Origin of the sequence: Enterobacter cloacae complex sp. IR5441, assembly GCF_049238215.1 — a bacterium.
Lineage (GTDB): Bacteria > Pseudomonadota > Gammaproteobacteria > Enterobacterales > Enterobacteriaceae > Enterobacter > Enterobacter hormaechei_C.
Genome location: NZ_JBMKIA010000002.1, coordinates 184,123 through 210,799, shown reverse-complemented (window position 1 = coordinate 210,799; position 26,677 = coordinate 184,123). Strand labels below are relative to the sequence as shown.

General features: G+C 56.8%; 25 protein-coding genes and 1 tRNA gene. 20 read left to right on the top strand and 6 right to left on the bottom strand.

The window, feature by feature from the left end; genetic code table 11:
* Positions 1-7: 7 nt before the first annotated feature.
* Together ACOTX5_RS03720 and ACOTX5_RS03715 are read right to left on the bottom strand one after the other, a co-directional pair.
* Positions 8-79 (bottom strand) — tRNA-Arg (locus ACOTX5_RS03720).
* 75 nt (positions 80-154) lie between these two features.
* The gene (locus tag ACOTX5_RS03715; protein WP_015572241.1) at positions 155-1,084 is read right to left on the bottom strand and encodes a formate/nitrite transporter family protein; all 930 of its coding nucleotides are present in this window, start codon (positions 1,082-1,084) and stop codon (positions 155-157) included.
* A 314-nt stretch (positions 1,085-1,398) separates the two neighbouring features.
* Here ACOTX5_RS03715 and mlaA point away from each other — a divergent pair, with 314 nt between their 5' ends.
* Positions 1,399-2,151, top strand: a complete 753-nt coding sequence (gene mlaA / locus ACOTX5_RS03710) for a phospholipid-binding lipoprotein MlaA (protein WP_003861365.1) — start codon at positions 1,399-1,401, stop codon at positions 2,149-2,151.
* Between the two features lie 44 nt (positions 2,152-2,195).
* Here the strand turns inward: mlaA and fadL are convergent, their stop codons facing one another.
* On the bottom strand, positions 2,196-3,479 hold the full coding sequence (fadL, locus tag ACOTX5_RS03705; protein ID WP_045910696.1) for a long-chain fatty acid transporter FadL: 1,284 nt from the start codon (positions 3,477-3,479) through the stop codon (positions 2,196-2,198).
* A 372-nt stretch (positions 3,480-3,851) separates the two neighbouring features.
* Here fadL and ACOTX5_RS03700 point away from each other — a divergent pair, with 372 nt between their 5' ends.
* The 4 genes from ACOTX5_RS03700 (at position 3,852) to sixA (ending at position 8,517) form a co-directional block, all read left to right on the top strand.
* Positions 3,852-4,136, top strand: a complete 285-nt coding sequence (locus tag ACOTX5_RS03700) for a YfcZ/YiiS family protein (protein WP_017383455.1) — start codon at positions 3,852-3,854, stop codon at positions 4,134-4,136.
* Between the two features lie 228 nt (positions 4,137-4,364).
* Positions 4,365-5,675 (top strand): acetyl-CoA C-acyltransferase FadI, encoded by a 1,311-nt coding sequence (gene fadI / locus ACOTX5_RS03695; RefSeq protein WP_234101212.1) that lies wholly within the window; start codon positions 4,365-4,367, stop codon positions 5,673-5,675.
* Positions 5,675-7,822: a fatty acid oxidation complex subunit alpha FadJ gene (fadJ, locus tag ACOTX5_RS03690; protein ID WP_017383453.1), complete on the top strand. Its 2,148-nt coding sequence runs from the start codon at positions 5,675-5,677 to the stop codon at positions 7,820-7,822. The genes fadI and fadJ overlap by 1 nt, the downstream gene beginning before the upstream one ends.
* Positions 7,823-8,031: 209 nt before the next feature.
* Positions 8,032-8,517 carry a phosphohistidine phosphatase SixA gene (gene sixA / locus ACOTX5_RS03685; RefSeq protein ID WP_003861375.1) on the top strand — a complete coding sequence of 162 codons (486 nt, stop codon included), beginning with the start codon at positions 8,032-8,034 and terminating at the stop codon, positions 8,515-8,517.
* 46 nt (positions 8,518-8,563) lie between these two features.
* Here sixA and smrB read toward each other — a convergent pair whose 3' ends face one another.
* Positions 8,564-9,115 (bottom strand): endonuclease SmrB, encoded by a 552-nt coding sequence (gene smrB / locus ACOTX5_RS03680; RefSeq protein ID WP_015572246.1) that lies wholly within the window; start codon positions 9,113-9,115, stop codon positions 8,564-8,566.
* A gap of 145 nt (positions 9,116-9,260) precedes the next feature.
* On the opposite strand from smrB, the gene prmB reads away from it, so the two are divergent.
* From prmB to ACOTX5_RS03650, 6 genes are read left to right on the top strand one after another with little or no spacing between them, the layout of a single operon-like run.
* Positions 9,261-10,193 carry a 50S ribosomal protein L3 N(5)-glutamine methyltransferase gene (gene prmB, locus ACOTX5_RS03675; protein ID WP_045910697.1) on the top strand — a complete coding sequence of 311 codons (933 nt, stop codon included), beginning with the start codon at positions 9,261-9,263 and terminating at the stop codon, positions 10,191-10,193.
* A gap of 60 nt (positions 10,194-10,253) precedes the next feature.
* Entirely contained in the window at positions 10,254-11,339 is a 1,086-nt protein-coding gene (gene aroC, locus ACOTX5_RS03670) for a chorismate synthase (protein WP_015572247.1), read from the top strand.
* A gap of 2 nt (positions 11,340-11,341) precedes the next feature.
* Positions 11,342-12,166: a penicillin-insensitive murein endopeptidase gene (gene mepA / locus ACOTX5_RS03665; protein WP_003861385.1), complete on the top strand. Its 825-nt coding sequence runs from the start codon at positions 11,342-11,344 to the stop codon at positions 12,164-12,166.
* Positions 12,166-12,975 carry a sulfite exporter TauE/SafE family protein gene (locus ACOTX5_RS03660; protein WP_003861386.1) on the top strand — a complete coding sequence of 270 codons (810 nt, stop codon included), beginning with the start codon at positions 12,166-12,168 and terminating at the stop codon, positions 12,973-12,975. Before mepA ends, ACOTX5_RS03660 begins: the two co-directional genes overlap by 1 nt.
* The gene (locus ACOTX5_RS03655; protein ID WP_040117913.1) at positions 12,975-13,520 is read left to right on the top strand and encodes an elongation factor P hydroxylase; all 546 of its coding nucleotides are present in this window, start codon (positions 12,975-12,977) and stop codon (positions 13,518-13,520) included. The genes ACOTX5_RS03660 and ACOTX5_RS03655 overlap by 1 nt, the downstream gene beginning before the upstream one ends.
* 13 nt (positions 13,521-13,533) lie before the next feature.
* Positions 13,534-13,812, top strand: a complete 279-nt coding sequence (locus ACOTX5_RS03650) for a YfcL family protein (protein ID WP_017383451.1) — start codon at positions 13,534-13,536, stop codon at positions 13,810-13,812.
* 58 nt (positions 13,813-13,870) lie between these two features.
* Here the strand turns inward: ACOTX5_RS03650 and mnmC are convergent, their stop codons facing one another.
* Positions 13,871-15,868, bottom strand: a complete 1,998-nt coding sequence (gene mnmC / locus ACOTX5_RS03645) for a bifunctional tRNA (5-methylaminomethyl-2-thiouridine)(34)-methyltransferase MnmD/FAD-dependent 5-carboxymethylaminomethyl-2-thiouridine(34) oxidoreductase MnmC (RefSeq protein ID WP_045910698.1) — start codon at positions 15,866-15,868, stop codon at positions 13,871-13,873.
* Positions 15,869-16,026: 158 nt separating this feature from the next.
* Between mnmC and fabB the strand changes: the two genes are divergently transcribed.
* Positions 16,027-17,244, top strand: coding sequence for a beta-ketoacyl-ACP synthase I (fabB, locus tag ACOTX5_RS03640; RefSeq protein ID WP_017383449.1), 1,218 nt, complete (start codon positions 16,027-16,029; stop codon positions 17,242-17,244).
* Between the two features lie 68 nt (positions 17,245-17,312).
* Positions 17,313-18,491, top strand: a complete 1,179-nt coding sequence (locus tag ACOTX5_RS03635) for an MFS transporter (protein ID WP_047727280.1) — start codon at positions 17,313-17,315, stop codon at positions 18,489-18,491.
* A gap of 85 nt (positions 18,492-18,576) precedes the next feature.
* Here ACOTX5_RS03635 and flk read toward each other — a convergent pair whose 3' ends face one another.
* Complete coding sequence (gene flk, locus ACOTX5_RS03630) at positions 18,577-19,581, bottom strand: flagella biosynthesis regulator Flk (protein ID WP_045910700.1); 1,005 nt, start codon at positions 19,579-19,581, stop codon at positions 18,577-18,579.
* 111 nt (positions 19,582-19,692) lie between these two features.
* On the opposite strand from flk, the gene pdxB reads away from it, so the two are divergent.
* The 7 genes from pdxB to dedD all read left to right on the top strand — a co-directional run bounded on the left by pdxB (position 19,693) and on the right by dedD (position 26,493).
* Complete coding sequence (gene pdxB, locus ACOTX5_RS03625; RefSeq protein WP_045910701.1) at positions 19,693-20,829, top strand: 4-phosphoerythronate dehydrogenase PdxB; 1,137 nt, start codon at positions 19,693-19,695, stop codon at positions 20,827-20,829.
* Between the two features lie 66 nt (positions 20,830-20,895).
* The gene (locus ACOTX5_RS03620) at positions 20,896-21,909 is read left to right on the top strand and encodes an aspartate-semialdehyde dehydrogenase (protein WP_015572252.1); all 1,014 of its coding nucleotides are present in this window, start codon (positions 20,896-20,898) and stop codon (positions 21,907-21,909) included.
* Positions 21,909-22,721: a tRNA pseudouridine(38-40) synthase TruA gene (gene truA / locus ACOTX5_RS03615; protein WP_023295093.1), complete on the top strand. Its 813-nt coding sequence runs from the start codon at positions 21,909-21,911 to the stop codon at positions 22,719-22,721. Before ACOTX5_RS03620 ends, truA begins: the two co-directional genes overlap by 1 nt.
* A 28-nt stretch (positions 22,722-22,749) precedes the next feature.
* A complete protein-coding gene (locus tag ACOTX5_RS03610) occupies positions 22,750-23,409 on the top strand; it encodes a DedA family protein (protein WP_003861406.1) in 660 nt (219 codons plus the stop codon).
* 154 nt (positions 23,410-23,563) lie between these two features.
* The gene (gene accD, locus ACOTX5_RS03605) at positions 23,564-24,469 is read left to right on the top strand and encodes an acetyl-CoA carboxylase, carboxyltransferase subunit beta (RefSeq protein WP_014884667.1); all 906 of its coding nucleotides are present in this window, start codon (positions 23,564-23,566) and stop codon (positions 24,467-24,469) included.
* 70 nt (positions 24,470-24,539) lie between these two features.
* Positions 24,540-25,808, top strand: coding sequence for a bifunctional tetrahydrofolate synthase/dihydrofolate synthase (gene folC, locus ACOTX5_RS03600; protein ID WP_045910702.1), 1,269 nt, complete (start codon positions 24,540-24,542; stop codon positions 25,806-25,808).
* Positions 25,798-26,493: a cell division protein DedD gene (gene dedD, locus ACOTX5_RS03595; RefSeq protein ID WP_017383444.1), complete on the top strand. Its 696-nt coding sequence runs from the start codon at positions 25,798-25,800 to the stop codon at positions 26,491-26,493. The genes folC and dedD overlap by 11 nt, the downstream gene beginning before the upstream one ends.
* Positions 26,494-26,677 lie beyond the last annotated feature (184 nt).

Genomic DNA, 26,677 nt, shown 5'->3' with positions numbered 1-26,677 from the left:
ACAGAAGTGTCCCCTGCAGGAATCGAACCTGCAACTAGCCCTTAGGAGGGGCTCGTTATATCCATTTAACTAAGGGGACGAAGCGGCAAGAGTATAGCGTTATTTACACTTTTCGTTAAGCGCATTGCCGCCTGACTGGTCAAAGAGTCACCGTTCAAGCCGATTTTTCGGCAGTTTTATCCTTTTTTTCCTGAGCCTTAAGCTCGGCCTTACGCTTGTTGGACATGTCGTTACGGATTTGCGCATGGCTCAGCAGCGCAAAGATAAAGGTCCCGCCACAAATGTTGCCTGCGAGGGTAGGCAGGGCGAACGGCCAGAAAAAGTCGCTCCAGTGGAGTGTGCCGTTAAATACCAGATAAAGGATTTCAACAGTTCCGACAACAATGTGTGTGGTATCGGCGAGTGCGATAAGCCAGGTCATCAGGATAATTACCACGATTTTCGCGCTACCCGCTGACGGGAACATCCAGACCATAGTGGCGATGATCCAGCCGGAAATTATGGCATTAGAGAACATTTCAACCGGCGTGTTTTTCATCACATCCATGCCAATTTTCACAAATGCGTCGCGGGTCGGTTCATCAAATATTGGCATATACTCGAATGCCCAGGCGGCTATGCCCGTACCGATCAGGTTCCCCAGCAGCACGACGCTCCACAGGCGCATCAGTAAACCGAAATTACCGAGGGTCGGATTTTGCATGACGGGCAGTACGGCAGTGACGGTATTCTCCGTAAAAAGCTGCTGTCGCGCCATAATGACGATAATAAAGCCGAACGTGTAGCCTAAATTTTCAAGCAAAAACCCGCCCGGTACGCCTTCCAGCTGAACGTGAAATATCCCTTTGGCGAGCAGAGAGGCACCCATCGACAGACCGGCTGCAATGGCTGACCACAGCAGGGCCATCGCGTCGCGCTCCATCTCTTTTTCCCCGTCCTGGCGAATATGCTCATGAATAGCCATGGCGCGCGACGGCAGGCGCTCTTCATCGACTTCTATCTCTTCTCCCCGGTCTTTCTCCTCGCTTTCAATCTCATGTTCCTCTTTGCTTTCACCAATTTTCTCTTCGCTAATGTCTTTCATAACAGCTCCTTCGGGGTAATTGCTCATTTAAGCGTAGCGGCTTTTAGCGCTTTCCCCGTGGGGATGCTCTTAAATTGCTGAAAATGGCAATAAAGGTGAGACATCTCTTTCAAAGCCAATATAAAATTGCCAGCGAAACGAATTCCGAAAGACAGGCTATGCTGAAATTAGCGTGATGACGCGAGCGGGTCGTCATTGTCCTCGTAGACATCGGTAAGCGTGCTGTTACAATCACTTGCACGTTTCAGGCGGAGCATCTCAGGCTCCGTCACAGATGGCATTCAACGATAGCCATATTGAACAGGGAGAAATTTATGAAGCTTCGGCTGTCGGCGCTTGCGCTGGGCGTAACAATGCTTGTGGGCTGCGCCAGCTCTGGCGAGCAAACGGGACGCTCCGATCCTCTCGAAGGATTTAACCGTTCAATGTACAGCTTTAACTATAATGTGCTGGATCCATATCTGGTTCGTCCGGTTGCCGTGGCATGGCGTGACTATGTTCCGCAGCCGGCGCGTAACGGGCTGAGCAACTTTACCAGTAACCTGGAAGAGCCAGCGGTTATGGTCAACTACTTCCTTCAGGGCGACCCGTATCAGGGGATGGTGCATTTCACCCGCTTCTTCCTGAACTCCCTGCTGGGTATGGGCGGCTTAATTGATGTCGCAGGCATGGCGAACCCGAAATTACAGCGTGAACAGCCGCACCGTTTCGGCAGCACGCTGGGTCATTATGGCGTAGGTTATGGTCCGTATGTGCACCTGCCATTCTACGGCAGCTTTACCGTGCGTGATGATGGCGGCGACATGGTGGATACGCTGTATCCTGTACTGTCATGGCTCACCTGGCCGCTGTCGATTGGTAAATGGACCGTGGAAGGAATTGAAACGCGTGCGCAACTGCTGGATTCTGACGGTCTGCTGCGCCAGTCTTCCGATCCGTACATCATGGTCCGCGAGGCCTACTTCCAGAACCATGACTTTATTGCCAACGGCGGTAAGCTGAAGCCGGAAGATAATCCGAACGCGAAAGCCATCGAGAACGAATTAAAAGATATCGATTCGGAATAAATAAAAAAGGTGAGCAATGCTCACCTTTTTTAATCGTGTTGGGATTAGAACGCGTAGTTGAAGTTGGTACCAAACAGCCAGGCTTTACCTTCAGAGGAAAACTCGTACGGGCCTTCCTGGAAGGTCACCTTCTGGCCATGCATGTACGACACGCCCGCGTCGATAGAGGCATTCTCGTTGAACGCGTAGGTTGCCCCCGCACTCACCCAGAAACGGTCCTGATCCGGAATGGAGATAGAACGTTTATCGGCCGGTACCGGGCTGTCATCAAATGCCACGCCGGTACGGAACGTCCAGTTATCATCCATATAATAGGTCGTACCAAGCGCGATACGGTAAGCATCGTGGAAGCTTTCGTCTTTATAGAACAGCGTCTGGCCGTTGCTGCCGGTGGCTTTAAGCTCCTCGAACTGGCTCCAGCTGGTATACGCGAGGCTGTAGTGAATGGCCCACTGCGGCGCAACGCGGTTATAACCTGACACTTCCCACATTTCTGGCAGATGCAGCGACAGCGAACCCGGTACGGTTTGATTCGAGGTACCCCATGGAATGGTGGTGCCCGCGCCTGGGACCATACCGTTGACTGGGCTCAGGATGCCGCTTTTGTAATCGCCATCGAAATCAATTTTCACTTCTGAGCGATAGGTCAGACCCCAGCGGTTGTTTTTATCCAGTTCATACAGGATACCGGCGTTCCAGCCGTAACCCCATTCATCACCTTTCAGGCTGGCAATTTTATTGCTGTTTTTCGGCAGCGCAGCAGTTTGCTCCCCGGAGTAACGCTCGATTTTTGCATCGGCGTAGACAGCATCAAAGCCCAGACCAAAGCTCCAGTTATCGTTCAGACGATATGCGCCGCTCAGGTTGAGGTTCAGGGTCGTCAGGTCGGTTTTACCGCCGTATTCACCGGCCGGATAGTGGTTATTGAACTCCGTTGCCAGGCCATAGTTAGAGGTGACAGAGGCACCCCAACCAAACTGTTCATTGATTGGCGCAACAAAGTGCAGGTTAGGCACCCACGCGGTCGGCGCAATGTTATCCGCCTTCAGATCTGCGCCGGTGAACTGAGATTTGCCAGAAATATTGACATCAGGATCGATGTAAACCGCACCGGCAGAGAAGGTAGGGCGATCAAACATCATGATCAGCGCCGGGTTACGACTCGCGTTGCCTGCGTCATCGGCAATCGCACCTTCCCCGGAATACGCACGGCCAAGGCCAGAGGAAGAAAATTCGTTTAACTGGAAGCCCGCTGACCAGGCGGACGTTGAGACGATTGCCACTGCAACTGCTAAAGCAGTTTGTTTGAACAGGGTTTTCTGGCTCATGACCATAACCTCATTGAGTTATTTTTATTCAATAATTGTTACATACCGTAACAGGAGCGCGAAGTGTAGGGTCTGAGGTATGACTTACAAATCAGACCAGTGGCGAGAGTATAGGTCTGACCAGCTGGGATGTTGCAAGTTTGTTTATTAATATTTTCAGATATGTTTCTTGAAACGAGATCTGGTTGGCAAAATTGTGACCAGTGCGATTCCTCTGAAAAGGGGAATTTTGTTTTAGATCATTTTTTAGTGTGATATTGCTCACTTATCCGATTTTGCGCCATTAACGGCTGGAGGGGGCTCGTCCGGGGGCGTAAAATAGACGCATCGTGTTTATCTCGCGCCCTGCGCGAATACAGAGGAAATTGAGCTATGAGTAAATGCAGTGCTGATGAAACCCCGGTTTGCTGCTGTATGGATGTTGGCACCATTATGGACAACACCGATTGCACCGCCTCTTACAGCCGCGTATTCCCTAACCGCGCTGAAGCGGAAGAGACGCTGGCCGCGCTGAGCCAGCGCGCGCGTGAAGTCGAATCCGATCCGTGTGAAATCAAATCCACCTTCACGGAAGTGGAAGGCGGCGTGCGGCTGGATATCGACTTTGTGTTCGCCTGCGAAGCAGAAACGCTGATCTTCCAGCTGGGCCTGCGTTAATACTTTTTGCACGGGCCTATGATCGTGTAGGCCGGGTAAGGCAACGCCGCAACCCGGCAACAAATCTCACAAATGCCTCTGCCATGCAGGGGCATTTTCTTTTTCTTCTCTGTGCCTTAGCTCGCAATTTTTCGCTTCCCCGATTGGCTCAATGTAAAAAAATAGTTAAGACTATTATCAGGTCAGACCACTTAATGTGTGCGCAAAATTTTTTTACAGGGGAGTGTTATGAGTCAGGCATTACCGCTTATCACCCGACACGGTGACCGCATTGCCATTGTCAGCGGGTTACGTACGCCGTTTGCGCGTCAGGCAACCGCGTTTCACGGTATACCGGCTGTCGATCTGGGAAAAATGGTGGTGTGGGAGATGCTGGCTCGCAGCGAGATCCCGCCAGAGGTTATTGAGCAACTGGTTTTCGGCCAGGTGGTGCAAATGCCGGAAGCGCCCAATATCGCACGTGAAATCGTGCTGGGCACCGGCATGAATGTTCACACCGACGCATACAGCGTCAGCCGCGCCTGCGCCACCAGTTTCCAGGCGGTGGCGAACGTGGCGGAAAGCCTGATGGCGGGGACCATTCGCGCGGGGATCGCCGGCGGCGCGGATTCCTCATCCGTGCTGCCCATCGGTGTTAGCAAACAGCTGGCCCGCATCCTCGTGGATGCCAACAAAGCCCGGACCACCGGTGCGAAGCTCAAACTCTTCTCGCGTTTACGTCTGCGCGACCTCATGCCCGTGCCACCTGCCGTTGCTGAATACTCCACCGGCCTGCGTATGGGCGACACTGCCGAGCAGATGGCAAAAACCTACGGTATTACCCGCGAACAGCAGGATGCACTGGCGCATCGCTCGCATCAGCTCGCTGCGAAGGCCTGGTCGGAAGGCAAACTTGCCGACGAGGTGATGACGGCTTACATCCCGCCTTTCCGCGAACCGCTGGTGGAAGATAACAATATCCGTGGCACCTCGACGCTGGAGGATTACGCAAAACTGCGCCCGGCGTTTGATCGTAAACATGGCACCGTTACGGCGGCCAACAGTACGCCACTGACGGACGGTGCCGCCGCCGTGATCCTGATGACGGAATCCCGGGCGAAAGAGCTTGGCATAACACCGCTGGGCTATTTGCGTAGCTACGCCTTTACCGCCATTGATGTCTGGCAGGACATGCTGCTCGGTCCGGCCTGGTCCACGCCGCTGGCGCTGGAGCGTGCGGGGTTGACGCTGGCTGACTTAACCCTGATCGATATGCACGAAGCCTTTGCCGCACAAACCCTGGCAAACATTCAGCTGCTGGCAAGCGAGCGCTTCGCGCGCGATGTACTGGGCCGCGCCCACGCGACCGGCGAAGTGGATCAGAGTAAGTTTAACGTGCTTGGCGGATCCATCGCCTACGGCCATCCATTTGCGGCGACCGGCGCGAGAATGATAACTCAGACTTTGCACGAGCTGCGTCGCCGCGGCGGCGGTTTTGGTCTCGTTACCGCCTGTGCGGCGGGCGGCCTGGGTGCAGCAATGGTTCTGGAGGCTGAATAATGGAAACGACATCTGCATTTAATCTGGCTGTTCGCCTTGATAACGTGGCTGTTATCACCATTGATGTACCCGACGAAAAGATGAACACCCTGAAGGCCGAGTTCGGCGTTCAGGTGCGTGCGATGCTCAGACAGATCCGCGAAAACAAAGCGATACGTGGCCTGGTATTTATCTCGGCAAAGCCGGATAACTTTATTGCCGGGGCCGATATCAACATGATTGCCCGGGCGAAAAGCGCCCAGGAAGCAGAAGATCTGGCGCGTCAGGGGCAGCAGGTAATGGCGGAGATCCATGCGCTGTCGATACCCGTTGTCGCTGCGATCCACGGGGCCTGCCTGGGCGGTGGGCTTGAGCTGGCGCTGGCCTGTCACAGCCGAATTTGTACCGACGATGCGAAAACCGTACTCGGACTGCCGGAGGTACAGCTTGGATTGCTGCCCGGTTCAGGTGGCACGCAGCGCCTGCCGCGTCTGGTGGGCGTCAGTACGGCGCTGGAGATGATTTTAACCGGTAAACAGCTGCGCGCCCGCCAGGCGTTAAAGGCGGGTCTGGTTGATGAGGTCGTTCCGCACGCCATCTTGCTTGAAGCCGCCGTTGAGCGGGCGCTGAAAGGTCGTCAGGCGAAACGCCCTCTGCCGGTGCGCGAGCGTATCCTCGCCGGGCCGCTGGGGCGCACGCTGCTGTTCAATATGGTGGGTAAAAAAACCGAGCAAAAAACCAAAGGGAACTATCCGGCAGCGACGCGCATTCTGAAGGTGATTGAAACCGGTTTATCGCAGGGCAGCAGCAGCGGTTATGCTGCGGAAGCGAAAGCCTTTGGCGAGCTGGCGATGACGCCGCAGTCGCAGGCGCTGCGCGGCATTTTCTTTGCCAGCACGGAGGTTAAAAAAGATCCGGGCAGTGAAGCTGAACCGGCTCCGCTGCGCGCCGTTGGCGTTCTGGGTGGTGGGCTGATGGGCGGCGGCATCGCATTTGTCACCGCCAGCAAAGGCAAATTGCCCGTACGTATCAAAGATATCAACCCTAAGGGTATCAACCACGCGTTGCAGTACAGCTGGCAGAACCTTGATCGCAAAGTGAAGCGCCGCCATATCAAGGCCAGTGAGCGTGATAAAACCCTCTCGATGATCACTGGCGCCACCGACTACAGTGGGTTTGCACACCGCGATCTGGTGATTGAAGCCGTGTTCGAAGATCTGGCCCTTAAGCAGCAGATGGTGGCGGACGTTGAACAGCATTGCGCGCCGCACACCATTTTCGCATCAAACACCTCGTCTTTGCCGATCGGCGACATCGCTGCGAAAGCCGTGCGCCCGGAGCAGGTGATAGGGCTGCACTATTTCAGCCCTGTAGAAAAAATGCCGCTGGTGGAGGTTATCCCGCATGCCACAACCAGCCCGCAAACTATTGCCACCGTGGTGAAGCTGGCGAAAAAACAGGGCAAAACCCCCATTGTGGTCGCGGACAAAGCCGGCTTCTACGTCAACCGCATTCTGGCGCCGTACATTAACGAAGCGATGCGGTTGCTGACGGAAGGGGAGAAAATTGAGCACGTCGATGACGCCCTGGTGAAGTTTGGCTTCCCCGTCGGCCCAATCCAACTTTTGGATGAGGTAGGAATTGATACGGGGACTAAAATTATCCCTGTGCTGGAAGCGGCTTATGGCGATCGTTTTGCGCCGCCTGCAAACTTTGTTTCCGCAATTTTGAAGGACGATCGCAAAGGCAGAAAAAATGAACGCGGTTTCTATCTTTACGCCGCGAAAGGGCGTAAAAGCAAGAAACAGGTCGACCCTTCGGTTTATGCGCTTATTCCTGTCACGGGTCAGGGAAAACTGTCGGCGGTTCAGTGTGCTGAGCGCTGCGTGATGATGATGCTCAATGAAGCGGCGCGCTGCTTTGGTGAGCAGGTGATCAAAAGCGCGCGCGACGGCGATATCGGCGCCGTGTTTGGTATCGGTTTTCCGCCATTCCTTGGCGGTCCGTTCCGGTATATGGACACCCTCGGGGCGGGTGAAGTGGTTGCGATCCTGCAACGTCTGGCCTCGCAATACGGTCCACGGTTTACACCTTGTGACGAATTATTGCAGATGGCGGAACGGGGTCAGACATTCTGGCCCGCAAGGGAAACTGATTGCGTAAACTGAAGTCAAAGAAGGGTAAATCCTGAGGTGATGGAACCTGTTCTGGCGAAATTGTAAACAGAGATTGACTATACTTACGCCATTGAGGTAAAAAACAGCGTTTCATTCACCGAATGGATCAGGCACAATGCCCGGCCATCGGGTTTTCTACCTCAGAGCATTAATCGCGGGTAGTTAACGCCGGTGATTCTGGTTAACAAAAGCGGTGCAATATGCAAGTTTTTATCATGCGTCACGGCGACGCGGCACTCGATGCCGCCAGTGACTCAGTACGTCCTTTAACCGTCTGTGGCTGCGACGAATCCCGTCAGATGGCGACATGGCTTAAAGGTCAAAAAGTGGACATTGAACGCGTTCTGGTGAGTCCGTTCCTGCGGGCAGAACAGACGCTGGATGTGGTAGGGGAGTGTATGAACCTGCCATCCAGTGTGGATGTTCTCCCTGAACTCACGCCGTGTGGCGATGTTGGCCTTGTCAGTGCTTACCTTCAGGCGCTGTGCAATGAAGGTGTCGCTTCCGCACTGGTCATTTCCCACCTGCCGCTGGTCGGCTATCTGGTATCTGAGCTGTGCCCGGGCGAAACGCCACCGATGTTCACAACGTCCGCCATTGCCAACGTCACCCTCGACGAAACCGGCAAAGGGGTCTTTAACTGGCAAATGAGTCCGTGCAACCTGAAGATGGCAAAAGCCATCTGACGTGACGTGCGATATGGCGGGGTGCAGCGTGCCTCCCGCCATCCTGTCAGGGCAATTCTGGCGGCTGCCACTCCTCCACCTCAATCAATACCAGCAATGCGGCATCTCCGCCGTACTCTTTTGGCGCCTGATGAAAAGCCATCACGTGTGGATGCTGAGCCAGCCACAGCGGTGTCTGTTGCTTAAGAATATGTTTGCCGTGGCCGTGCATCACGCAGGCGCAAAAAACATGCTCGCGACGACATGCCGCGATCAACGCCCCCAGCTCCTGTTTCGCCTGCATCTGGGTCAACCCATGCAGATCGAGGAACAGCTCCGGCGAGTAATCTCCCCGGCGTAATTTTTTCAGTTCAAAATGGCTGACGTCTTCGCGCACGTATTTCACCGCACCCTGGGTATTGAGCAGCGGCTGAAACTCATCTGAAAAATAGTGGCTGTTATCGGCCTGCTCCTGGAGCAACCGTTTGACCGGTACCTCGCTGACTTTTTTACGCTGCGGGCGATGGACAATGGTGTCGTGCGTGATTTGACGCGTCCCGGTCATCAGCTGGCGGAATAGAGCCTGATCCTCCTCGCTGAGCGATGTTTTCTTTTTCATTCGTCATTCTCATCTCGTATTTCCGATAGTGTACCCGACTAAACGCATTTTTTAACCTCAAGCGGTACGCGTCATTGCTGATTTATCGCCGTCTTCATGGCAAACTAGCCGCCGAAAATTATGCGAGCATGCCCTGGAGGAAAGAGTGGATAAAATTTTTGTCGATGAAGCAGTAAACGAGCTGCATACCATACAGGACATGTTGCGCTGGTCGGTTAGCCGCTTCAGCGCCGCCAATATCTGGTACGGACACGGTACCGACAACCCGTGGGATGAGGCCGTGCAGCTGGTGCTGCCGTCTATCTACCTGCCGCTGGATATTCCGGAAGACATGCGCACCGCGCGCCTGACCTCCAGTGAAAAACACCGCATCGTTGAGCGCGTGATCCGTCGCGTAAACGAGCGCATTCCGGTGGCTTACCTGACCAACAAAGCCTGGTTCTGCGGCCACGAATTCTATGTTGATGAGCGCGTGCTGGTGCCGCGTTCGCCGATTGGCGAGCTGATCAACAACCATTTTGACGGCCTGATTAACCATCAGCCGCAGCACATTCTTGATATGTGCACCGGCAGCGGCTGCATCGCCATTGCCTGCGCGTACGCCTTCCCGGAAGCGGAAGTGGACGCCGTCGATATCTCCACCGACGCGCTGGCCGTCACCGAACACAACATTGAAGAGCACGGGCTGATTCATCACGTCACGCCTATCCGCTCTGACCTGTTCCGCGACCTGCCGACGCTGCAATACGACCTGATCGTCACCAATCCGCCGTACGTGGATGCAGAAGATATGTCCGACCTGCCGAACGAGTATCGTCACGAGCCGGAGCTGGGCCTGGCGTCAGGCTCTGACGGGCTGAAGCTGACCCGCCGCATCCTGGCCTGCGCGCCGGATTATCTGACCGACGACGGCGTTCTGATTTGTGAAGTAGGCAACAGCATGGTACATCTGATAGAGCAGTACCCGGATGTGCCGTTCACCTGGCTTGAGTTCGACAACGGCGGTGACGGCGTCTTTATGCTGACCAAGGCGCAACTGCTTGATGCACGCGAATACTTCAGCATTTACAAAGATTAATCCAGCGGGCTTCGGCCCGTTTCACAACGCTCAAACACAAACAACAACATCGGAGCCGTGATGGCAGGAAACAGTATTGGACAGGTATTCCGTGTGACCACCTTTGGCGAGTCGCACGGTCTGGCACTGGGTTGTATCGTTGATGGCGTCCCGCCAGGCATCGAACTGACCGAAGCCGATTTACAGCATGACCTTGACCGTCGTCGTCCGGGTACCTCTCGCTACACCACGCAGCGTCGCGAGCCGGACCAGGTCAAAATTCTCTCCGGCGTATTTGAAGGCCGTACCACAGGGACCAGCATTGGTCTGCTGATTGAAAACACCGATCAGCGTTCTCAGGACTACGGCGCGATTAAGGACGTTTTCCGTCCTGGTCACGCCGACTATACCTACGAACAAAAATATGGCTTTCGCGACTATCGCGGCGGCGGGCGTTCTTCCGCGCGTGAAACCGCGATGCGCGTGGCGGCAGGGGCAATTGCCAAAAAATATCTCCAGCAGAAATTCGGCATCGTTATCCGCGGCTGTCTGTCCCAGATGGGCGACATTCCGCTGGCAATCAAAGACTGGGATCAGGTAGAGCTCAACCCGTTCTTCTGCGCCGATGCCGACAAGCTGGACGCGCTGGATGAGCTGATGCGTGGCCTGAAAAAAGAGGGCGACTCCATTGGTGCGAAAGTCACCGTGGTGGCCGACGGCGTGCCGGCTGGCTGGGGCGAGCCGGTATTTGACCGCCTTGACGCCGACATCGCCCACGCGCTGATGAGCATCAACGCGGTGAAAGGCGTCGAAATCGGCGACGGTTTTGACGTGGTCAAGCTTCGCGGCAGCCAGAACCGCGACGAAATCACGAAGGCGGGTTTCCAGAGTAACCATGCGGGCGGCATTCTGGGCGGCATCAGCAGCGGGCAGCAAATTATTGCCAATATTGCGCTGAAACCAACGTCCAGCATTACCGTCCCGGGCCACACGATTAACCGCGCTGGCGATGAAGTTGAGATGATCACCAAAGGGCGTCACGATCCGTGCGTGGGGATCCGCGCGGTGCCGATCGCAGAAGCGATGCTGGCGATCGTGCTGATGGATCACTTCCTGCGCCAGCGCGCGCAGAATGCGGATGTGACGACCACCATTCCACGCTGGTAACTATGAAAAAAACCGCAATCGCTCTGCTGGCGCTGCTGGCCAGTGGAGCAAGCCTGGCCGCTACGCCGTGGCAGAAAATCACCCACCCGGTAGCGGGGAGCGCGCAGTCCATTGGCGCTTTCTCCAACGGGTGTATCGTCGGCGCGCAGGAACTTCCGCTGCAATCGGATACCTATCAGGTGATGCGCACCGACCAGCGCCGTTATTTCGGCCATCCTGACCTGGTGCTGTTTATTCAGCGTCTTGGCAACCAGGTGCATAACCTGGGGCTGGGGACGATGCTGATTGGCGATATGGGGATGCCTGCCGGTGGTCGCTTCAACGGCGGTCACGCCAGCCACCAGACCGGACTGGATGTGGATATCTTCCTGCAATTGCCGAAAACGCGCTGGAGCTCAGCGCAGCTGCTGAAACCGCAGGCGCTGGATCTGGTCTCGGCCGACGGTAAACGGGTCGTCGCCTCGCGATGGTCGCCGGAAATTTCCAGCATGATTAAGCTGGCGGCAGAGGATAACGACGTCACGCGGATCTTTGTTAATCCGGCCATCAAGCAGCAGCTTTGCCTGGATGCGGGAACGGATCGCGACTGGTTGCGTAAAGTGCGCCCGTGGTTCCAGCACCGTGCGCATATGCATGTTCGCCTGCGCTGTCCGGCGAACAGCCTGGAATGTGAAGATCAGCCGCTGCCACCGCCTGGCGATGGTTGTGGTTACGAACTACAAAGCTGGTTTGAACCGGCCAAGCCTGGAACCTCTAAGCCTGAGAAGAAGACACCGCCTCCGTTGCCGCCTTCCTGCCAGGCGCTACTGGATGAGCATGTACTTTAATGGATAATTTCGTCGATCTGTTCATGGTGTCACCGCTGCTGCTGGCGGTGCTCTTTTTTGTTGCGATGTTAGCCGGATTTATCGATGCCCTGGCGGGCGGCGGCGGGTTGCTCACCGTTCCGGCGCTGCTGGCGGCAGGCATGAGCCCTGCCCAGGCGCTTGCCACCAACAAACTCCAGGCATGCGGCGGTTCGCTCTCCTCGTCGCTCTATTTCATCCGGCGCAAAGTGGTGAATCTCGCCGATCAGAAGCTCAATATCCTGATGACGTTTATTGGCTCAACGGCGGGTGCGCTGCTGGTCCAGCACGTACAGTCCGACATTCTGCGCCAGATCCTGCCGCTGCTGGTTATCTGTATCGGCCTCTATTTCCTGCTGATGCCAAAGCTCGGGGAAGAAGATCGACAGCGTCGTCTTCACGGCCTGCCGTTTGCGCTGATTGCCGGTGGCTGCGTCGGTTTTTACGATGGCTTCTTTGGCCCGGGGGCAGGTTCGTTTTATGCGCTGGCATTCGTGACGCTGGCCGGATTCAACCTCGCCAAATCCACCGCCCACGCCAAAGTCCTCAACGCGACCTCCAACGTTGGCGGTCTGCTGCTGTTTATCATTGGCGGCAAGGTTATCTGGGCAACCGGGTTTGTGATGATGGCAGGGCAGTTTTTGGGCGCGCGCGCAGGCTCGCGTCTGGTATTAAGCAAAGGACAAAAGCTGATCCGCCCGATGATTGTTGTCGTCTCGGCGGTGATGAGCGCCAAACTTCTTTATGACAGCCATGGACAGGAGATCCTCACCTGGTTGGGGATGAACTAATGAACAGTACGCATAACTACGAACAGCTGATTGAGATCTTCGATAGCTGTTTTGCTGATGATTTTAATACCCGTCTGATTAAAGGCGACGACGAACCGATCTATCTTCCTGCTGATGACGAGGTTCCGTATAACCGCATCACCTTTGCCCACGGCTTTTACGCCAGCGGTTTGCACGAAATTTCGCACTGGTGTATCGCCGGGAAAGCGCGTCGCGAGCTGGTGGACTTTGGTTACTGGTACTGCCCGGACGGGCGCGACGCCGCCACCCAGGGGCAGTTCGAAGATGTGGAGGTGAAACCTCAGGCGCTCGAATGGCTGTTCTGCGTAGCGGCGGGTTTCCCGTTCAACGTAAGTTGTGACAACCTCGAAGGCGACTTCGAGCCAGACCGTATCGTCTTCCAGCGCCGCGTTCATGCGCAGGTGATGGAATATCTTGAGAAAGGCATCCCGGCACGTCCGGCACGCTTGATCGAGGCTTTACAGAATTATTACCACACGCCGGAAATCACGGCGGAATGCTTCCCTTGGCCGGAAGATCTTTAACAGAGGAAAGAAGATGATCGCAGAATTTGAATCACGCATTCTGGCGTTAATTGATGACATGGTGGAACACGCCAGTGATGATGAGCTGTTCGCCAGCGGTTATCTGCGTGGTCACCTGACGCTGGCGGTAGCCGCGCTGGAAGCCGGGGACGATCACTCTGCCGACGCCGTTCACGCGGAAGTCACTCGCAGCCTGGAAAAAGCCATTCTGGCCGGGGAACTCTCTCCGCGCGACCAGTCTTTAGTGCTGGGCATGTGGGACAATTTGTTCCAGCAGGCGAAAGCGAAGTAAGTGTATCACCGCCCTCTCCCACAGGGAGAGGGCCGGGGTGAGGGCACCAGACCGCACCCTACTTGACCATTTTCCCCTTCAGCAATTTCCGCACCCACAGTCGGTTTGGATTCAGCCCCGCGAGCGTAACCCTGTCCAGCGGAACCGGCTCGTCGCTCATTTGCGCGGCTAACGCTTCAGCCAGCAGCGGCGCGGAGCATAATCCCCGCGAGCCTAAGCCACCCAGCATAAACAGCTCGGGGTGAACGGGAGCACTTACCGCCGTTTCTTTGTTGTCAGCAAGATCCTGATAGACTTCAAGCGTGGCGTCATAGTCCGGCACGTTTCCCGCCATCGGCAGGTGATCGCGGGTCGCGCAGCGTACGCCGCAGCGCGCCTGACCCTCACCGACATTCACCTCTTTTGCCCACGACGCATCCGGGAAACAGTCGAGCAGGCGCTGGCGGTTTTGCTGCTGATCCGCTTCGCTGTACTGCATATCTGTTTCACCGCGATGGTAGCTGGCACCGATGCAGTGATGGCCGTTGGACGGATTTTGCGGTGTCAGGTAGCCGTCGTAACACAGCACCTGACGCAGTTTGCTCAGTTGGGGCGCGGTCGGGATATGGCTCACCTGGCCGCCGACCGGATAAACCGGCAATGATGCTGTCTGGGTAAACTGGCTGATATGATGTCCGTTGGCCAGCACAACGCTGGCATGCTGGAACTCTTTGCCGTCAGCGAAACGCAGTTTCCAGTGCGCAGTGCGGCTTAGCGATTGAACCTTATGGGCATAATGCACTGTCAACCCACGCGACTGCCCGAGGGCTATCGCCGCAGAAGTCAGTTCAGCCGGACACAGCCAGCCGCCGAGTGGATACTGAATACCCCCGCAGCCGGTGTCGACGCCAGTGGTCTCTGCAACCTGCTGTGCCGTCACTGCATGGGCGATGGCCTCCGGCAAACCCAGCGACAGCATTTGTGTGATTTTCTGCTGGCTCTTCTCGTCCCAGCCGAGCTGCGTCACGCCGCACCAGTTGTGGTCGAACGCAACCGGCAGGCTATCGTAAAGGCGGCGAGCAAACGTAAACGCCGCCGGGAAGAACTGGAACAGTGCCGGATCGTGTGAACTTAATAAGGGATAAAGCGCGCCCTGACGGTTGCCTGATGCGCCCGTCGCCGGCGCCTCGTCAGCGCAGTAAAGCGTCACCTGCCAGCCACGGTGCAGCAGCGCCAGCGAGAGCAGGGCGCTGGCGATACCCCCGCCCACAATGGCGACCTCACGCGAGGTGCTGGCGCGACGGGCAAACCAGGGGGCCTGCGCCGGGATCGCCAGATCCTGTTCCATCACCCCGACCAGCATGTCGCGTTTGCGGCCAAAGCCTTTGGTTTTCCGCATGGTAAACCCCGCCTCCTGCAACCCACGACGGACAAAGCCCGCCGAGGTGAAGGTGGCAAGCGTTGCGCCCGGGCGCGCCAGACGTGCCATGGCGCTGAACAGGTGCGGGCTCCACATGTCCGGGTTTTTGGCGGGCGCAAAACCATCCAGGAACCAGGCGTCCACCTTCTGATTCATTGAGTCATCAAGCTTATCGGTCAGGTCGTTAATGTCGCCCAGCCACAGGTCGAGGGTGACGCGTCCGTCGTCCAGAATCAGACGATGACAGCCACCGATAGCCGGAGGCCACTGGGCCTGAAGCTGTTCCGCCCAGTGGGTAAGCTCCGGCCAGCGCTGATGGGCAAGCCGCAGATCGTGCGCGGTAAGCGGAAATTTTTCGAAACTGATGAAATGTAATCTTTGTAAGGTAGCCTCGGGGTGTGCAGCGCGAAACTGGTCGAACGCCTGCCAGAGGGTCAGAAAATTCAGCCCGGTGCCGAAACCGCTCTCCGCTACGACAAACAGGCTGCGCGGATGCTCAGGGAAGCGGGTGCTGAGATGATTTCCTTCGAGGAAGACATAGCGCGTCTCTTCCAGTCCGTTATCATTAGAAAAGTAGACGTCATCAAAATCTCGGGAAACAGGTGTACCCTCAGCGTTGAATTCGAGGTTGGCAGGTTGTATGGCGTTTTGTTTCACGTAAGTTACTCGTCCGACAGGCAGTGGCACGATCTTAGCGATGTGAGCCCATCGGTGCAAATTTCCACAGAAAATGGCTGATCGGACTTGTTCGGCGTACAAGTGTACGCTATTGTGCGACTCGAAACTTTTTATAGTGCGACTTACAGAGGTATTGAATGAAACGTGCAGTGATTACTGGCCTGGGCATCGTTTCCAGCATCGGTAATAACCAGCAGGAAGTCCTGGCATCTCTGCGTGAAGGACGCTCCGGGATCACTTTCTCTGAAGAGTTTAAAGATTCTGGAATGCGTAGCCACGTATGGGGTAACGTTAAACTGGACACCACCGGTTTAATTGACCGTAAAGTGGTTCGTTTCATGAACGATGCCTCTATCTACGCCTATCTTTCCATGCAGGAAGCGATCAAGGATTCTGGTCTGAGCGAAGACGCTTACCAGAACAACCCACGCGTGGGCCTGATTGCAGGCTCCGGCGGTTCCTCTAAAGCTCAGGTGTTCGGTGCTGACGCCATGCGCAGCCCGCGCGGCCTGAAAGCGGTCGGTCCATATGTTGTGACCAAAGCCATGGGTTCAGCGGTTTCCGCGTGCCTGGCAACGCCGTTCAAAATCCACGGTGTGAACTACTCCATCAGCTCCGCATGTGCGACCTCCGCACACTGTATCGGTAATGCGGTTGAGCAGATCCAGCTGGGCAAACAGGACATCGTATTTGCTGGCGGCGGCGAAGAGCTGGGCTGGGAAATGGCCTGTGAGTTTGACGCAATGGGCGCACTGTCCACCAAATACAACGAAACGCCAGACAAAGCGTCCCGTACTTATGACGCACACCGCGACGGTTTTGTTATCGCTGGCGGCGGCGGTATGGTTGTGGTTGAAGAGCTGGAACACGCGCTGGCGCGTGGCGCGCACATCTATGCTGAGATCGTGGGCTACGGCGCAACGTCTGACGGCGCTGACATGGTTGCTCCATCCGGTGAAGGCGCGGTGCGCTGCATGAAGATGGCGATGCACGGTGTTGATACTCCAATCGACTACCTGAACTCCCACGGCACCTCAACGCCGGTAGGCGACGTGAAAGAGCTGGGTGCGATCCGTGAAGTGTTCGGCGACAATAGCCCGGCTATCTCTGCAACCAAAGCCATGACCGGTCACTCTCTGGGAGCGGCGGGCGTGCAGGAAGCGATCTACTCTCTGCTGATGCTGGAAAACGGCTTTATCGCGCCAAGCATCAACATCGAAGAGATGGACGAGCAGGCGGCTGGCCTGAACATCGTGACCGAAACCACCGAACGTGAGCTGACGACCGTTATGTCCAACAGCTTCGGTTTCGGCGGCACCAACGCCACGCTGGTGATGCGTAAGCTGAAAGCGTAAGCGTTTGAAGGTATAGTAGAAGGGAGCCGCGCGGCTCCCTTTTTTTATGCCTGAACACGGAGTTATGCATGAAGGCTGTTACCCCTGGGAAGAGCGCTCCTCCCGGGAATCTTTCCCTTTTCCGCATCGCCTTTGCGGTGTTTCTGACCTATATGACCGTTGGCCTGCCGCTGCCGGTGATCCCCTTGTTCGTTCACCAGGAGCTGGGCTATGGCAACACCATGGTCGGCATTGCGGTGGGCATTCAGTTTTTAGCGACGGTATTAACCCGGGGCTACGCCGGTCGCCTGGCGGATCAGCACGGCGCAAAACGCTCGGCGTTGCAGGGCATGTTTGCCTGCGGGCTGGCGGGGGGAGCCTGGCTGCTGGCGGCGCTGTTGCCAATAGATGCAGCGTATAAATTCGCGCTGCTGGTGGCAGGGCGTCTGATCCTCGGCTTTGGCGAAAGCCAGCTGCTGACCGGCACCCTTACCTGGGGAATGGGGCTGGTGGGGCCTGCGCGTTCCGGAAAAGTGATGTCCTGGAACGGGATGGCGATTTACGGCGCGCTGGCGGCAGGCGCACCGCTGGGGCTGCTGATCCACAGCCAGTTTGGTTTTGCGGCGCTGGCAGGCACCACCATGGTATTGCCGCTGCTGGCGTGGGCGTTTAACGGTTCGGTGCGTAAGGTGCCCGCCCATAAAGGCGAGCGTCCTTCGCTGTGGAGCGTGGTGGGGCAAATCTGGCAGCCGGGGCTTGGGCTGGCGCTTCAGGGGGTGGGCTTCGCGGTTATTGGTACCTTTGTTTCCCTCTATTTCATGAGCCGCGGCTGGGCGATGGCGGGCTTTACGCTGACGGCCTTTGGCGGCGCGTTTGTATTGATGCGCGTGCTGTTTGGCTGGATGCCGGATCGCTTTGGCGGCGTGAAGGTGGCCGTGGCGTCACTTGTCATTGAGACCGTGGGTCTGGTACTGCTCTGGCAGGCGCCCTCTGCATCCGTTGCGCTGCTGGGTGCGGCGTTAACCGGCTGCGGCTGCTCGCTGATCTTCCCGGCGCTGGGCGTTGAAGTGGTGAAGCGCGTGGCTCCGCAGGTGCGTGGCACGGCGCTGGGCGGCTATGCGGCGTTTCAGGATATCTCATACGGCATCACCGGGCCGCTCGCGGGGCTGCTTGCAACGTCGTTTGGCTATCCTTCCGTCTTCCTGGCCGGTGCGGTGTCAGCGGTGGTGGGAATTGTGGTGACGCTGGTGGCGTTTCGCAGGTCGTAGTTTTTTGCCCGGTGGCGCTTCGCTTACCGGGCCTACAACCGCGCGAACCGTAGGCCGGGTAAGGCGAAGCCGCCACCCGGCAGTTTTAAGCAACCAGCCAGAAAATCGCCAGCGCAATCACCAACGCGATAAACATCAATCCCGGACGGGCAGAAAGCGTTTTGAACGTATCAACTACGGGGGCAAACAGCGGGCTGTAGATCGGCTGAATGTTTCTTACCTCCGGCACGCCGCTTTCCCGCTCGGCGCGGCGAATGAAGATCTGATTGAGCACATCCTGCACCTGCGCGGTGGTCAGCACCGTTTGCGGCGTAGCCTGCCAGCTCTGCTGAGCGTAATCCCGAATCATATCGAACTCGTGCGGTTCCAGCGGTTGTTTCAGCGCCGCCTGTACGCTGTGCAGGGTCGGGGCGCTCTGGGTGCTGAGCGTCTGACGCGCCTGGAGCCAGGTGACCAGATGGGTAAACTGTTTTGCCGGGATCATCTCGCCCGCTTTCACACCGGAAAGTTCCAGCATGGATTGCCAGATAAGCTTTGTGGGTTCGCCGGTAGCGGCAGCCAGCTTAGTGACCATCTGCTTAAGCGTATTATGCTCCGCAGGCTGCAATGGCCGTTCTGTAGACGGGCGCTGTTGCGGCTGCGGGATAGAAAGCTGATTGCTTTGCAGCAGGGTCAACACGGTTTTCAGCTGTTCTTGCGAAAGCTGGCTCAGGGCGGTATGACCGTACTGTTGACGGATAAAATCACTCACCGCCTGGCGATTATTCCCCTGGCCCAATAGCTCGGTCAGCTGCGAGATAATCTGGCGGGTAGTATGTTGCTGCTGTGCGCTTGTAAGACGCTGGTTCAGGTTTTGTTCGGCGGCAGGGAAATGGCGCGACTGTAGCGGCGCATCGTTTCTGACGCCCAAATCGTGCTTAACGCCGGCCCATACCTCTGCGTTTTGCTGTGAGGTTAACGCAATAAGACGCGTAATCAGACGCTCCAGTACGGTGCGTTGCTGCGTGGAGAGCGGTTGTTCGCCTGGCGTGTTGGGCGTTACGGGGCCTTCACCCGGAGGGCGCGGAGGCGTACCTGAAATGGGCTGCATCGTCAAAAATCCTTAAAGTCAAACTCTGCGTAACCGGGCGGAGATATATGCCCGGCGGCGAGATTATGGCACACTTGGCAGGTTTACTTCCTCTCAAACAGGTACTCAGACGTGAAAATCCTCGTTGATGAAAATATGCCTTACGCCCGTGAGCTGTTCAGCCGCCTGGGTGAGGTTAAGGCTGTCCCTGGTCGCCCGATTCCGGTCAGCGAACTGGACGATGCAGACGCCCTGATGGTGCGCTCGGTGACCAAAGTAAATGAGGCACTGCTCACCGGCAAAGGGGTTAAATTTGTCGGGACGGCAACGGCCGGGACCGATCATGTGGATGACCAGTGGCTTAAGCAGGCGGGGATTGGTTTTTCCGCGGCGCCAGGCTGTAACGCCATTGCCGTCGTGGAATATGTTTTCTCCTCGCTATTGATGCTGGCCGAGCGCGATGGTTTTGCGCTGAAAGACCGCACCGTCGGGATTGTGGGGGTGGGCAACGTGGGCGGACGTCTGCAAAAGCGTCTGGAAGCCTGGGGTATCCGCACCCTGCTGTGCGATCCGCCGCGTAAGGATAACGGCGATGAAGGCGACTTCCGCACGCTGGATGAGCTGGTCGACGAGTGCGACGTCATCACCTTCCATACGCCGCTCTTTAAAGAGGGGCCGTACAAGACTCTGCACCTGGCCGACGAAAAGCTGATCCGCCGTCTGAAGGCTGGCACTATTCTGATAAATGCCTGCCGGGGACCGGTGGTGGATAACGCGGCGCTGCTGGCATGTCTCGATGAAGGACAAGAGCTTAGCGTCGTGCTGGACGTCTGGGAACCCGAGCCGGATCTCAACGTTGAGCTACTCAACAAGGTGGACGTGGGTACCGCGCATATCGCTGGCTACACGCTTGAAGGCAAAGCGCGCGGCACGACGCAGGTGTTTGAAGCCTACAGCGCCTTTATCGGTCATCCGCAGCAGGTAGCGCTGGATACCTTACTCCCCGCGCCAGAATTTGGTCGCATCACTCTGCACGGCCCGCTCGATCAGGCAACGCTGAAAAGACTGGTGCATTTGGTGTATGATGTGCGCCGCGATGACGCGCTGCTGCGTAAAGTGGCGGGTATTCCGGGTGAGTTTGACAAGCTGCGCAAAAATTACCTTGAGCGCCGCGAGTGGTCTTCCCTGTATGTCATGTGCGATGACGCGTCAGCGGCGGGGCTGCTGCATAAACTGGGATTTAACGCCGTTCACCACCCGGCACGTTAATGTCTTCTTAATGCTCCCTGTCGGATGCTCCGGCAGGGACGCTTTTTATTTCTGGAGTAAACCACCATGTCTGAAGGCTGGAACATTGCCATTTTGGGTGCCACTGGCGCCGTGGGCGAAGCCCTGCTTGAAACCCTTGCTGAGCGTCAGTTCCCGGTGGGTGAGATTTACGCACTGGCGCGTACCGACAGCGCAGGAGAACATCTGCGTTTCGGCGGCAAATCCGTGATGGTGCAGGACGCCGCCGCGTTTGACTGGACGCAGGCTCAGCTGGCGTTTTTTGCCGCAGGTGCGGAAGCCACGGCGTCTTACATTGAAGAAGCGACAAATTCAGGCTGTCTGGTGATCGACCTGAGTGGCCTGTTCTCCCTGGAGCCGGATGTGCCGCTGGTGGTGCCGGACGTCAACCCGTTTGTGCTGGCTGACTACCGCAACCGCAACATCATTGCAGTACCGAACAGTCTCACCAGCCAGTTGCTGACCGCGCTGAAGCCGCTGATCGACGACGGTGGCCTGTCGCGTATTTCCGTGACCAGCCTGCTTTCAGCCTCCGCTAACGGTAAAAAAGCCGTAGACGCACTGGCAGGGCAGAGCGCGAAGCTGCTGAACGGTATCCCGATCGACGAAGATGATTTCTTTGGCCGCCAGCTGGCGTTCAACATGCTGCCGCTGCTGCCGGATCGTGAAGGTTCGGTGCGGGAAGAGCGTCGTATCGTCGATGAAGCACGCAAAATTTTGCAGGATGACGGGCTAATGATCTCCGCGAATGTCGTGCAGTCTCCGGTCTTTTACGGCCACGCGCAGATGGTCGGGTTTGAAGCCCTGCGTCCGCTGGCGGCTGAAGAAGCCCGCGACGCGTTTGGCCGCGGTGAGGATATTGTCCTGTCCGAAGAGAGCGAATTCCCGACGCAGGTGGGCGACGCCACCGGCAGCGCGCATCTCTCTGTGGGCTGCGTGCGTAACGATTACGGTATGCCGGAGCAGGTGCAGTTCTGGTCCGTTGCCGACAACGTGCGTTTTGGCGGCGCGCTGATGGCGGTCAAAATCGCGGAAAAACTGGTGCAGGAGTATCTGTACTGATGTCAGATGTGGAACAAAAGCCGGTCCACAGAATTGCCCTCGGCATTGAATACGATGGCAGTAAATACTATGGCTGGCAGCGGCAGAATGAGGTGCGCAGCGTCCAGGAGAAGCTGGAGAAAGCGCTCTCTCAGGTGGCGAACGAACCGATAAGCGTCTTCTGTGCGGGCCGCACCGATGCCGGCGTTCACGGCACGGGGCAGGTGGTGCATTTTGACACCACCGCCGTGCGCAAAGCCGCGGCCTGGACGCTGGGTGTAAATGCGAATTTGCCTGGTGACATTGCCGTGCGTTGGGTGAAAGCTGTGCCGGATGATTTTCACGCGCGTTTCAGCGCGACGGCGCGGCGCTACCGTTATGTCATCTATAACCAGCGCCTGCGCCCGGCGGTGTTAAGCCAGGGCGTGACGCATTTTTATGAACCGCTGGATGCAGAATGTATGCAGCGTGCGGCGCAGTGTCTGATTGGAGAGAATGATTTTACGTCGTTTCGTGCGGTGCAGTGTCAGTCCCGTACGCCGTGGCGTAACGTCATGCACATTAACGTCAGTCGTTATGGCGCGTATGTGGTGGTGGATATCAAAGCCAATGCCTTTGTACATCATATGGTGCGGAATATTGTAGGCAGCCTGATGGAAGTGGGCGCCGGACACCAGCCGGAGAGCTGGATTGCAGAACTGCTGGCAGCGAAGGACAGAACGCTTGCGGCAGCAACGGCGAAAGCGGAAGGGCTGTATCTGGTTTCGGTGGATTATCCGGACCGGTTCGACCTGCCAAAACCGCCAATGGGCCCGCTGTTTTTAGCGGACTAAACAAAGGTGCAATTAGGGCTTAGACAATATGGACGTAATACGTTTTCTGATTGATTTCATCCTGCATATTGATGTTCACCTGGCGGAGCTGGTCGCGCAGTACGGCGTCTGGGTGTACGCCATTCTGTTCCTCATTCTGTTCTGTGAAACCGGCCTTGTGGTTACGCCGTTCCTGCCGGGAGATTCACTGCTGTTCGTGGCGGGCGCGTTATCCGCACTGCCAACGAATGACCTGAATGTCCATCTGATGGTGGTCCTGATGATCATCGCCGCGATTGTTGGTGATGCGGTCAACTACACCATCGGGCGGGTGTTTGGCGAGCGGTTGTTCAGTAATCCGGACTCGAAGATTTTCCGCCGCAGTTATTTAGATAAGACCCATGCGTTCTATGAGCGCCATGGCGGTAAGACCATTATCCTTGCCCGTTTTGTGCCTATTGTGCGTACATTTGCACCGTTTGTGGCGGGAATGGGTCACATGTCCTATCGTCATTTTGCCATGTACAACGTGGTGGGCGCGCTGCTGTGGGTGCTGCTGTTCACCTATGCAGGCTACCTGTTTGGCGATCTGCCGGTGGTTCAGGAAAACCTTAAGTTACTGATTGTAGCGATTATTGTGCTTTCCGTACTGCCTGGCGTCATCGAAATTATCCGTCACAAACGCGCGGCGGCAAAGCAAGCGAAGTAAATGCACGCTGGCGGTTCGACCACTTTTTTATCCAAAGTTTCGGGCTGTTATGTTTTAATGTGCAACATTCATGGTCTGTTGGAGGCAAAAATGGCATTATTCGCCTCTTACAGCAAAACTGGCATACGACCAGGTTCAGGCAGAAAGGTTATCAATGAGCTGGATTGAACGAATTAAAAGCAACATTACCCCAACGCGTAAAGCGAGCATTCCTGAAGGGGTATGGACGAAGTGTGATAGCTGCGGCCAGGTTCTGTATCGCGCAGAGCTGGAACGCAATCTTGAGGTGTGTCCGAAGTGTGACCACCATATGCGTATGTCGGCGCGCAACCGCCTGCATAGCCTGCTGGACGAAGGTTCTCTGGTAGAACTGGGCAGCGAACTGGAGCCAAAAGATGTGCTTAAGTTCCGCGACTCCAAAAAATACAAAGATCGTCTGGCCTCTGCGCAGAAAGAGACCGGCGAGAAAGACGCGCTGATCGTTATGAAAGGCACCCTGCACGAGATGCCGGTGGTTGCCGCCGCGTTTGAGTTCTCCTTTATGGGCGGCTCAATGGGCTCTGTGGTTGGCGCGCGCTTCGTGCGTGCCGTTGAGCAGGCGCTGGAAGACAACTGCCCGCTGATCTGCTTCTCCGCCTCCGGTGGCGCACGTATGCAGGAAGCGCTGATGTCCCTGATGCAGATGGCGAAAACCTCTGCGGCGCTGGCGAAAATGCAGGAGCGCGGTCTGCCGTACATCTCGGTACTGACCGATCCAACCATGGGCGGCGTTTCTGCAAGCTTCGCGATGCTGGGCGACCTGAACATCGCTGAGCCAAAAGCGCTGATCGGCTTTGCGGGTCCTCGCGTTATCGAGCAGACCGTACGTGAGAAACTGCCGCCGGGCTTCCAGCGCAGTGAGTTCCTCATTGAGAAGGGCGCCATCGACATGATCGTCCGCCGTCCGGAAATGCGCCTGAAACTGGCAAGCGTCCTGGCGAAGCTGATGAATCTGCCGGCGCCGAACCCGGACGAGCCGCGCGAAGGCGTGGTGGTACCGGATCAGGAACCCGAGGCCTGATAACTGAAAAGGGCAGGGCCGAATGGCGCTGCCCTTTTGCTTTCTAAACCGTTAATGACAACCGGGCATCATGGAAAATAAAAGCATTCCTCAAGCCACGTCGCCCCTGGCCGCGTGGCTTTCTTATCTGGAAAACCTGCACAGTAAAACTATCGACATGGGCCTTGAGCGCGTAAGCCAGGTTGCCGCGCGTCTTGACGTGTTGAAACCCGCGCCTTTCGTATTTACCGTGGCCGGCACTAACGGTAAAGGCACCACCTGCCGCACGCTGGAATCTGTCCTGATGGTTGCGGGGTACAAGGTTGGCGTTTACAGCTCGCCGCATCTGGTGCGCTATACCGAGCGCGTGCGCGTGCAAAATACTGAGCTGGCGGAATCGGCCCATACGGCGTCGTTTGCCGCTATCGAAGAGGCGCGCGGCGAAACCTCATTAACCTATTTCGAATACGGCACCCTGTCGGCGCTGTGGCTGTTTAAGCAGGCGCAGCTGGACGTGGTGATCCTGGAAGTGGGGCTGGGTGGGCGTCTGGATGCCACCAATATGGTGGATGCGGATGTCGCCGTCGTCACCAGCATCGCGCTGGATCACACCGACTGGCTGGGCCCGGACCGCGAGAGCATTGGCCGTGAGAAGGCCGGTATTTTCCGGGCCAATAAGCCTGCCGTGGTAGGCGAACCGGACATGCCGCACACCATTGCTGAGGTAGCGAAAGAGAAGGGCGCTCGTCTGCTGCGTCGCGGCGTGGACTGGCAGTATGAGGTGCAGGACAAAGGCTGGCGCTTCAGCGATGCGCAGGGCGTGCTGGAGAATCTGCCGCTGCCGCAGGTGCCACAGCCTAACGCGGCGACTGCGCTGGCAGCCCTGCGCGCCAGCGGATTAGCGGTAAGCGAGCAGGCGATCCGCGATGGCATTCAGAACGCACTGTTACCGGGACGTTTTCAGATTGTGAGTGAGTCGCCGCGTCTGATTCTGGATGTTGCACATAATCCGCATGCGGCGGCGTACCTCGCAGGACGTCTCAAATCGTTACCAAAAACCGGGCGCGTGCTGGCGGTTATCGGTATGCTTCATGATAAAGATATCGGCGGCACGCTGGCCTGCATGGAGAGTGTGGTCGATAGCTGGTATTGTGCTCCTCTGGAAGGGCCGCGCGGCGCGACTGCTGAGCAGTTGATGGAATATCTCGGCAAAGGCGAAATCTACAGCAGTGTGGTTTCGGCCTGGCGTGCCGCGATGGCGGAGGCTAAACCAGAAGATACCGTGCTGGTGTGTGGGTCATTCCACACGGTGGCACATGTCATGGAAGTGATGGACGCGGGGAGAACCGGTGGCGAGTAAGTTTCAGAACCGTTTAACAGGAACCATTGTGCTGGTCGCGCTCGGGGTGATTATTCTCCCGGGACTGCTCGACGGGCAAAAAAAGCATTACCAGGATGAATTTGCGGCCATTCCGCTGGTACCCAAACCGGGCGATCGCGACGAGCCCGATATGCTGCCAGCGGCAACGCAGGCGCTGCCTGCCCAGCCGCCAGAAGGTGCAGCGGAAGAGGTGCGCGCAGGTGATGCAGCCGCGCCGTCTCTTGATCCGTCGCGTCTGGCCGCGAATAACAACGTTGAAATCGATCCTGTACCGGTAGAGCAACCCAAACCGGTTGAAAAACCGAAGCCGGTAGAGAAAACGCAGCCTAAACCGCAGCGTGACAAAGCCGACGAGCAGCTGGCTGCGGCAACGGAAACGCCGCCACCGGCCAAACAGACCCAGCAGGAGGCCGCCCCTACGGGTAAAGCCTATGTCGTTCAGCTCGGTGCGTTGAAAAATGCAGATAAGGTCAATGAGATCGTGAGTAAACTGCGCGGCGCGGGATACCGTGTTTATACTTCACCCACCACGCCGGTACAGGGTAAAATTACCCGTATCCTCGTGGGGCCGGATGCGTCTAAAGATAAGCTCAAAGGTTCGCTTGGCGAGCTGAAGCAAATCTCCGGCCTGAGCGGTGTGGTGATGAACTACAGCGCAAACTGATAGAAATTACCCCCTCACCCTAACCCTCTCCCCAAAGGGGCGAGGGCCGGGGTGAGGGGGAGGCAGACGTTCACAGAAACGTCAAAGGTGCGGTGGCGTTGAGCATTTTTTCAGCGCCTTTTTTATTTACGCGTGGGAAGGAAATCCCTACGCAAACGTTTTCTTTTTCTGTTAGAATTCGCCC